Here is a 7,571-nt window from a genome sequence, read left to right as displayed (position 1 = left end):
AGTGAAACGATGCATCGCCGATGGTAGTGTGGGGTTTCCCCATGTGAGAGTAGGTCATCGTCAAGCTCCTACACCAAACCCCCGATCCGCGCAAGCGGGTCGGGGGTTTGCTTTTGGGGCGCGGAAAAGCGGCCGCGCAGAACTGAGCCTGAACCGAGGCCGGCTGCTCCGATGCAGCCGGTGGCTGTAAAGGCGCTGCGGCGCTTGAGGTAAAAGTACGGCTGCCCGCTGCACTGGATCGAACTGCCTTCAAGAGCATCTTCCCTCTCGCCTGACGGCTCACCGCAGCGCGTATCGCTCGTTTAAGATAAGCGCTTTACTCGGATATCCCTCATGCCGGAATCGGCTGCTAGCCCAAGACTTGAAGAGCTTCCGATCGAGCAGCTCGTAGGCTGCCCGGAATGTGATCTGTTGATGGCAAAGCCGACGCTCAACCTTGGCGAGGTGGCCGAATGCCCCCGCTGTGGTTGTGAGCTGTTTCGTCTGCGCCATCGTATCGTCGGACCGGGATTGGCATTGGTGCTGGCGGCTCTGCTGCTCTACTTTCCTGCGAACTTCCTGCCGATCATGCAGTTGAACCTGCTTGGCAGAGTCACCCACGATACCGTCTGGAGTGGGGTGTTGAGCCTGTACAACAGCGGCATGCAGGGCATCGCCGTGGTGGTGTTTCTCTGCAGTATGGCGGTGCCGTTGATGAAGCTGCTGTGCCAGCTCGCCGTGTTGCTCTGCATCGCCATCGATCGGGCCAAGCCCTTGGGGCTGCTGCTCTACCGGTTCTATCACCATCTGCGCGAGTGGGGGATGCTCGAGGTCTATCTGCTCGGAATCCTGGTTTCCATCATCAAGTTGCGTGACATGGCGGAGCTGAGCCTTGGCGTCGGCCTGGCCTGCTTTGCCGGGCTCCTGGTGGTGCAGGTGTGGCTGGAGTTGGTGATGTCACCGCATCAGGTATGGGAAGCGTTATCGGAGCCTGACGATGCGCGCCGCTGACGCCGGGCTGATGGTCTGCCACGAATGCCACCAGTTGAATCGCGCCACGCCAGGTATCGAACATCAGCATTGCAGCCGCTGTGGGGCGCGTGTGCACATGCGCAGGCCCAACAGTGTCGCGCGCACCTGGGCCTTGCTGATCACCGCAGCATTGCTCTACCTGCCGGCGAACCTGCTGCCCATCATGACGGTGCGCATGCTCGGTAGCGGGACGCCCGATACCATCATGTCCGGCGTGGTCACGCTGGCCAAGCACGGCATGTTTCCGATTGCGGCGGTGGTGTTCATCGCCAGCATTCTGGTGCCGACGTTCAAGCTGGTAGGGATCGCCATGTTGCTGATTTCGGTACAAAGGCATCACCCGATGTCGCCGCGACAGCGCATTCTGGTGTTCCGATTCATCGAATGGATCGGGCGCTGGTCCATGCTCGACATCTTCGTCATCGCCATTCTGGTGGCGATCGTCAATTTTGGCAGTCTCGCCAGCGTCGAAGCGGGATTCGGCGCCGTCGCTTTCGCCAGCGTGGTCATCCTGACCATGCTCGCAGCCATCACATTCGACCCACGTCTGATCTGGGATAACACGGAAGCCGGGAACAAGCATGACTGACCTGCCACAAGCTAATACACGTCCGGCCTCCAGTTGGTCGGCCATCTGGATTCTGCCGCTGATCGCGCTGGCCATCGGCGCCTGGCTGGCCTGGCAGGCGTATAGCGAACGCGGCATCCATATCGAGGTGGTGTTCGACAGCGCCGAAGGCATCGAAATCAACAAGACGTCCGTGCTCTACAAGGGCATGACGATCGGTGTCGTACGCGACTTGCGGCTGGAAGATGACGACCGTCGGCAGGTCGTGGTCGCCGATATCGAAATGAATAAGGATGTCGACGGCTATCTGCGAAGCGGCACGCGCTTCTGGCTGGTCAAGCCCAGCGTCACACTGGCCGGGATCACTGGTCTGGAGACGCTGGTGTCGGGCAACTACATCGGTATGAGCCCAGCCGATGGCGAGCCGACCAAGCGTTTCGTCGCGCTGGCGGAGGAACCGCCGATGTCCGACAGTCGCATCGGCCTGCACTTGACACTCAAGGCCGAGCGCCTCGGCTCGCTGAATCGTGGCAGCCCGGTGTTCTACCGGCAGATCCAGGTGGGGCAGGTGAAGAACTATGTGCTCGCCGAGGATGACAGCACCGTGGAGGTGCAGCTCTATATCCAGCCGGAGTATGCGCACCTGGTGCGCAAGCACACCCGTTTCTGGAACGCCAGCGGCGTCACTGTCGACGCAGGGCTGACCGGCGTGAAGTTCCGTACCGAGTCCCTGGCCAGTATCGTCGCCGGGGGCATCGCCTTCGCCACGCCCGCGCACCGCAAGGACAGCCCGGCCACCGACCCGAACATCCCGTTCCGTCTCTACGAGGATTTCGACGCAGCCCAGGCGGGGATCAAGGCCGTGGTCGCGCTGCAGGATTTCGATGGGCTGCAGGCCGGGCGCACGCCGGTGATGTACAACGGCATGCAGGTTGGTCTGCTGAAAAAGCTGGATATCGACTCGGACCTCAAGGGTGCGCGCGCCGAGCTTTCGGTCGACCCGCTGTTCGAGGACTACCTGGTCGAGGACACCGATTTCTGGGTGGTCAAGCCGTCCATCTCGCTGGGCGGCATCACCGGCCTCGAAGCGTTGGTGAAAGGCAACTTCATCGCCGTTAGGCCCGGCGAGAAAGGTGGCTCGCCCAAGCGCGAGTTCGTCGCCCGTCCCAAGGCGCCGCCGCTGGATATTCGCGCCCCGGGGCTGCATCTGGTGCTCACAACTGACAGTCTGGGCTCGCTGGACGTCGGCAGTCCCGTGCTCTACCGGCAGGTCCGGGTGGGGTCGGTACAGAGCTACCAGTTCTCTCGCGACCAGCAGAAGGTGGTGGTGGGCGTGCATATCGAACAGCCGCACGCCAACCTGGTGAACAGCTCGAGCCGGTTCTGGAATGCCAGCGGCATCTCACTGAGCGGCGGTTTGTCCGGAATCGAGGTGCGCAGCGAGTCGCTGCAGAGCCTGCTTGCCGGCGGTATCGCCTTCGAGACGCCCGATCCGCAGGCTGCCGGGACGAAGAAGGTGCCGCGCTTCGTCTTGCACAAGGATAGAGACAGTGCAATCCAGCGCGGGACGCCGATCGAGATCCGCCTGGCGCGTGGCGATGGACTGAGTGCCGGTACGCCCATTCGCTACAAGGGGCTGGCCGTGGGTCAGGTGGACACAGTCACGCTGAGCGATGACCTGCAGAGTGTCGTGCTGCGTGCCCGCATCACCGCAGCGGAGTCGCGCATCACCCGGGCCGGCACCCAGTTCTGGGTCGTTCGGCCGGAGCTCGGCATCATGCGTACGGCGAATCTGGATACGCTGGTCAGCGGCCCGTACCTGGAGGTGGCACCGGGCAAGGCGGATGCGGGCGTGCAAACGCGTTTCACCGGCCAGGAGCGGGAGCCACAGAAGGCTGGTGAAGGGTTGAGCCTCGTGCTCAGCGCGGCCCGGCTGGGTTCGATCAAGCCGGGTAACGCGGTGACCTACCGCGAGGTGAAAGTCGGTGAGGTCACCGGTTACGAGCTGGGGCAGAACGCCGATCGCGTACTGATCCGCGTCGTCATCGAGCCGCGCTACGCACCCCTGGTGCACACCGGCACCCGCTTCTGGGAGACCAGTGGCTTCGGTGTGGATTTCAGTCTGTTCAAAGGTGCCAGCCTGCGCACCGATTCGCTGGAGTCGCTGCTCGAGGGCGGCGTCGCCTTTGCCACGCCTGATGGCGAACGCATGGGGCAGCGCGCTCGGCCGGGACAGACCTTTGCCTTGTTCAAGGAGCCGCAGGATGAGTGGTTTGACTGGGCGCCGAAGATCGAACTGGGGCGAGCGGCCAGTGGCAAGTGACGATCGATCCGGTACGTTATTGGTGGGCTGAGGCCCACCCTACGGCGATAGCCGAAGTGTATGAAAAAGGGCCCCGCGGGGCCCTTGTTCGTTGCAGGTGATCAGGCCGGCTCTTCGGTCCGTTGGGCTGAAGCAATGTGCTCGCCGGCGATCGGTTCGCGGCGGCTGATGTATTTCCAGTCCGCCTCGTCGATGTAGATGCCGGCCGGCCCGCTGCCGCCCTCAAGGTCGATCGCGACATGGGCCGAGACCTGAGGCTTCACCGATGCGAGGATCGGCACGAAGCCCAGCTGCAGGCTGGTTTCGATCAGCGCCTGCTGGTTGCGCTCGTCGATGTCTGCCGCCTCGTCGAGGTAGTAGGGCAGGCGGATGCGCCCGGCCTGCTCGCGATCCATCAGGTGCAGCAACAGGTACATGTTGGTCAGCGCCTTGATGGTCATGGTGGTGCCGTTGGACGCCGCACCGTCGATGTCGGTATGAATCACCGGCTGGCCGCCGACCTTGGTGATCTCGAACGCCAGCTCGAACAGGTCCTTCAGGCCCAGCTGGTTGTTGTTCGCCGCCACCAGCCGAGCCAGATACTCCTTGGCTTCCTCGTTCTTCGCGTCCTGCTCGGCGGACTGGGACAGATCGAATACCGACAGCGTCTCGCCTTCCTCGTACTGCCCGGCGCTGTGGATGATCTGGTCGATGTGCTTGAGCGCATCCTTGTTCGGCGCCAGCACGATCCGGAAGCTCGCCAGGTTGGAAACCTGGCGCTTGTTGATCTCGCGGTTGAACAGCGCCAGCTGGTGTTCCAGGCTCTCGTAGTCGCTGCGGATGTTGCGCAGCGTTCGGGCGATGTCGGTGACCGCAGCACGGCGGGCCTTGGCCAGGGTCAGTGCCTCGTCCTGACGGTGGGCGTAGGCGTTGACCAGCAGCTGCAGGCGGCGCTCGGGATCTTCCTCGCTGTCGAACTTGGCCACGCCCTTCAGGCGCACCTGGGCATACAGCGCCTCGATCTGACCGTCGACGCGCTGCAGCGCCTGCCAGCTGTCCTGGTAGTCGTTGAGCAGCGGCAGCAGGTTGTCCAGCGAGTCGTCCACCGGATCCATGTAAGGCGTACCAAACGGCAGATCTGCCGGTAGCAGCTGGCGACGTCGCAGGGCGTCTTCCAGCGTGCGCTCCTTGGCTTCCAGATCGGCCAGCTGACGGCCGACCAGCTGCAGCTTGGCGGACAGGTGCTGCACGCGCTCGGCGAAGGCGTCGCTGGTGCGCTTGAGTTCTTCCTGGGCGGCTTCGGCCTGGGCCAGCTGCTCCAGCTTCGCCGGCTCCTCGGCGGCCAGGGTCTGGCTGCGGCGAAAGTCTTCCAGCGCTTTCTGCGCATCCAGCACGGCCTGATACAGCGCCTCGGCCTGGGCCTTGCTCGCCGCGCGGTCGACGGCCACCGCATGCTGGGTCTTGAGCTGCTTGAGTTCGCGCTCCAGGCGATCCTTCTGGTCGCGCAGGGCGGCACGGTCGGCCAGGGCCTGCAGCGCCGGTGGCTCGATATGCGAGAGGTCGATGGACAGGCCCGGCACCGAGAAGGTGTCGCCCTTGAAATGATCCAGCACCGCTTCCACGGCCTTGACCCAGTCGTCGCCCTCGGCGCTGATGCCTTTTTCACCCAGCGGCAGGCTGAACAGCTGGCCATTGAACAGGCGCATCAGGCGATCCACATCGGCCTGGGAGAACTCCTCGCGCAAACGCGAGTAGCTGTTGTTGTCGGCATGGTCGAGCTGTTGCCGGACCGACTTCAGGCGTTTTTCCAGATCACGCAGGCGCTCGTCGAGGTCCTCGCTGGAGAACTGACGGGACTGCGCCAGCGCACCGGCCAGCTCGTCGTGGGCGTCCTTGGCGGCGAGCAGCTGCTGCTCCAGCACATGGGCGTCCTCGACCAGGGCGAAACGGTTCTTCAGCACCGCCAGCTCGCCCAGCCAGCGCTGGATTTCGCTGATCTCGCGTTCCAGGCGCATCAGTTCGCCAGTCGAACCGCGCTGTTCGTTCTGCAGGCCGTCCTGCTCACGGCGATAATGCTCGGCCTGGATCACCAGCTCTTCCTTGCGCGCATCGGCGTAGTCGTGCCAGGTGCCGAGCAGGTTGTCGAGTAGCGGCGACAGGCGATGCAGCTTGCCGCGCAGCAGCTCGCGCTGGGCGACACCGGCGGCCAGCGCCTCGACCAGCGGGCCGGCGGCGACCAGCGCCTGGTAGTCCTGCTCCATGCGGCGCACGTCGCGGAAGGCTTCTTCGGTGGCGGCGATATAGTCGACGCTGCCCGAGCGCAGGCTGTGCTCGAAGGCATCGAGGAACAGCTGCTTCAGTTTGGCAGCCGTGATTTCCCGCATATGCAGCAGGTTGATGAACAGCGCGCGGAAGGTCTTCAGGCTCTGCTCGCTGGTCGAGCGCAGCGGGATCAGTGTCATGTCCAGCGGGATCGAGGTATGCCCGCCGACCAGCAGCCGGCGCAGCTCGTCCGGCTTGGCCTCGTAGGCCTTGATGCCGGCGCGTTCGAGGTTGGCGAACAGCTCGCGCTGGCGCAGGCAGGTGCCGTTCTGCTGGTAATGGTCGAGATCCAGCGAGCCCTGATAAACGAAGAACTGATGACCGAAGCCGCCGCCCGGCCCGCGGCCGGCCACGCCGATCACATGCGGGCCGTGGGGCAGCATGACTTCGACGAGGATGTAGCTGGTGTCCGAGGCGAAGTAGAACTTGCGCGACTGCTCGAGGCTGTACTTGCCGAAGCTCATGTCCGACATGCGCGCCAGGATCGGGAACTGCAGCGCGTTGATCGACGCGGACTTGCCGAGGTTGTTGGCGCCGTAGACCGACAGCGGGTTTTCCAGCGGAAAGATGCCGAGGCTGTAGCCGGCGGTGTTCAGCAGGGCGAAGCGGCGGATGCCGTAGCGTTCCTGGCTCATGCTTCAAGCTCCTTTTCTTCGGCGATGGCGCGCGCCAAGGCGTCTTCTTCCGATTCTTCGGCCGCTTCCTCGATGAGGATGATGTCGTCTTCGCCCTCGTCCTCGGCGATCAGCTCCGGGGCGGGCAGCGGCAGGTCGCTGCTGTGCAGGCTGGCGGCGAGATCGCGGTCCTGCTGCACCGACAGGCAGACGTCGAGGAAACGGTGCATCGGCGGCAGGAAGCGGTAGACGCCGTTGCTGTCCTCGGCGAAGCCCAGCTGCGTCAGGCGGCGGATGACCTTCTCTTCCAATTCTTCCTGGGTGGTGACTTCGGCCTGCAGGAACAGGTCGCGGTACTTATCCAGCAGCGCCGGCAGTTCATCGCGACCGAGGCTGCCACCGTCGAGCACGGCCAGCGGGTCGCGGCCCTGGTCGGCCAGGTGCTCGACGAGGATGAAGGTGAACAGCGCCAGGCGCTGGGCGGTCTTGTTCACCTGCGCGCCCATCTGCTCCGGGACGAAGTAGTAGAAGCCGCGCGGATCGCAGACCAGCTCGAAGCCGAGTGCCTTGAACAGTGCGCGGTACTGGTCCTGCATGTTCGACAGCTGCGCGTAGGGCTCCGGCTCGCTGCGCGACAGGTGATAGCCCTTGAACAGCTCGCGGAAGATCGGCGCCAGCTGGGTCATTTCCTTGAGGTCGATGTTCATTCAGGTCGCTCGGATATCGTCGGGGTGATGGTGGACAAGCTGCGCGT

The 7,571-nt window shown here is 64.0% G+C and carries 5 protein-coding genes; 3 read left to right on the top strand and 2 right to left on the bottom strand.

The genetic code is table 11. The features are described 5' to 3' along the window. Nucleotides 1-333 precede the first annotated feature (333 nt). Genes ACVRRC_RS14530 through ACVRRC_RS14520 form a run of 3 tightly spaced genes read left to right on the top strand, consistent with a single transcriptional unit; the run spans nucleotide 334 to nucleotide 3,902 of the window. Entirely contained in the window at nucleotides 334-990 is a 657-nt protein-coding gene (locus ACVRRC_RS14530; RefSeq protein WP_037005208.1) for a paraquat-inducible protein A, read from the top strand. Beyond that, nucleotides 977-1,600, top strand: coding sequence for a paraquat-inducible protein A (locus tag ACVRRC_RS14525; protein ID WP_048329770.1), 624 nt, complete (start codon nucleotides 977-979; stop codon nucleotides 1,598-1,600). The genes ACVRRC_RS14530 and ACVRRC_RS14525 overlap by 14 nt, the downstream gene beginning before the upstream one ends. Then, nucleotides 1,593-3,902 (top strand): PqiB family protein, encoded by a 2,310-nt coding sequence (locus tag ACVRRC_RS14520; RefSeq protein ID WP_472997150.1) that lies wholly within the window; start codon nucleotides 1,593-1,595, stop codon nucleotides 3,900-3,902. Before ACVRRC_RS14525 ends, ACVRRC_RS14520 begins: the two co-directional genes overlap by 8 nt. Before the next feature lie 101 nt (nucleotides 3,903-4,003). Here the strand turns inward: ACVRRC_RS14520 and mksF are convergent, their stop codons facing one another. After that, nucleotides 4,004-6,838 carry an Mks condensin complex protein MksF gene (gene mksF / locus ACVRRC_RS14515; protein ID WP_472997149.1) on the bottom strand — a complete coding sequence of 945 codons (2,835 nt, stop codon included), beginning with the start codon at nucleotides 6,836-6,838 and terminating at the stop codon, nucleotides 4,004-4,006. Beyond that, nucleotides 6,835-7,524: an Mks condensin complex protein MksE gene (gene mksE, locus ACVRRC_RS14510; protein WP_013983820.1), complete on the bottom strand. Its 690-nt coding sequence runs from the start codon at nucleotides 7,522-7,524 to the stop codon at nucleotides 6,835-6,837. The genes mksF and mksE overlap by 4 nt, the downstream gene beginning before the upstream one ends. Nucleotides 7,525-7,571: the final 47 nt, after the last annotated feature.

Source organism: Stutzerimonas sp. LR2, from assembly GCF_055755175.1.
This window is presented reverse-complemented; position numbering and strand designations above follow the sequence as displayed.

What these genes read in the sequence shown, in the direction of transcription:
- ACVRRC_RS14530 (WP_037005208.1), top strand. Translation starts at nt 334, where the DNA reads ATGCCGGAATCGGCTGCTAGCCCAAGACTTGAAGAGCTTCCGATCGAG.
- ACVRRC_RS14525 (WP_048329770.1), top strand. Translation starts at nt 977, where the DNA reads ATGCGCGCCGCTGACGCCGGGCTGATGGTCTGCCACGAATGCCACCAG.
- ACVRRC_RS14520 (WP_472997150.1), top strand. Translation starts at nt 1,593, where the DNA reads ATGACTGACCTGCCACAAGCTAATACACGTCCGGCCTCCAGTTGGTCG.
- mksF (WP_472997149.1), bottom strand. Translation starts at nt 6,838, where the DNA reads ATGAGCCAGGAACGCTACGGCATCCGCCGCTTCGCCCTGCTGAACACC.
- mksE (WP_013983820.1), bottom strand. Translation starts at nt 7,524, where the DNA reads ATGAACATCGACCTCAAGGAAATGACCCAGCTGGCGCCGATCTTCCGC.